This window comes from Hydrogenophaga sp. GW456-12-10-14-TSB4, from assembly GCF_059424305.1.
On the sequence record NZ_JBWKZH010000157.1, the window covers coordinates 1 to 975 of the forward strand.

Genomic DNA, 975 nt, shown 5'->3' on the forward strand with positions numbered 1-975 from the left:
CAATCCACCGAACTTAAGCGGCCCGCTTGTATGACTGCGAAGGATGAGGCTTGGTGTGAGCGGGGTTTCTGGGTCTGGATCGGCCGGGGATGTGTCGTGTCCAGCAGCGCGAGAGCGTGATCACCCAGGCATGAATGCCTTGAGCGATACCACCGGCCACCAGCAGCATTGAGTCGATGCAGCGCGAGAACAGCTTGGCTGCTGCCGCACGGTTGACCTGTCGTCTCACGCTACCCGGCGCTGTGTCCGGCTCACCCGATGCCATGGGAATCGCCCGATTGAGCAGCGCGGCCAGATTGTCCGCCAGCACCTTGGTGGCCACATCCACCAGCAAGGCATGCTGGCTCAGCCCACTGACACTCTCCAGGCACCAGTCGGTGCTTCAGGCGTTTGAACGCCTCCTCGATGCGCCAGCGCCCATGGTAGAGATCGGCCAACTCCGCCACCGAGGCCACATCCTCAGCCGGGGACGTGAGCAGCACCCGGGTGCGCCCGCTGGAACTGACATGACGAACCAGACGGGCGCGCAGGCACGCTGCTCCATCAAGCTCCCAGGTGCTGGCCTGCTGCGCATCGCTGGGCGAGAGCCAGCTCCAACATTCGCTTTGGCCACTGCGCAGGAAGCGGCGCGCAGCACCCCAGCCCTGGGTGCTGTCGCAACGGATGACGAAGTCGATGCCGCGCTGGGTCAGCACCTGCACCAGCCAGGAGGCTGGGAACCCCCGGTCCAGGATCAACACATCGCCCCGGCGCAGCCGATCGAGCTGGTCAAAGAGCATCTGGCGCTCGCCTTCGGCCTCGGTACTCACGGCCACGTGCAGCATCAGATCGTTGCCCGGCAGGTACAGGCCCAGGGCGCGCTGAGCAGCGGTGGCCAAAGAGCGGGTGCGCAGACAGGCACGTTGGGCCGGTGCCAGAAGCGTGCCATCGGCACAGACCAGGCGGCGGCCCTTGAACAGGTTCAACAGACCCCGG

The 975-nt window shown here is 65.6% G+C and carries 1 protein-coding gene; it reads right to left on the reverse strand.

All coding sequences use genetic code 11. The features are described 5' to 3' along the window. Positions 1-251: 251 nt before the first annotated feature. Positions 252-975, reverse strand: a 724-nt coding sequence (locus AC07ZS_RS29855) for a transposase (RefSeq protein ID WP_494802042.1), incomplete at its 5' end; no start/stop codon positions are given.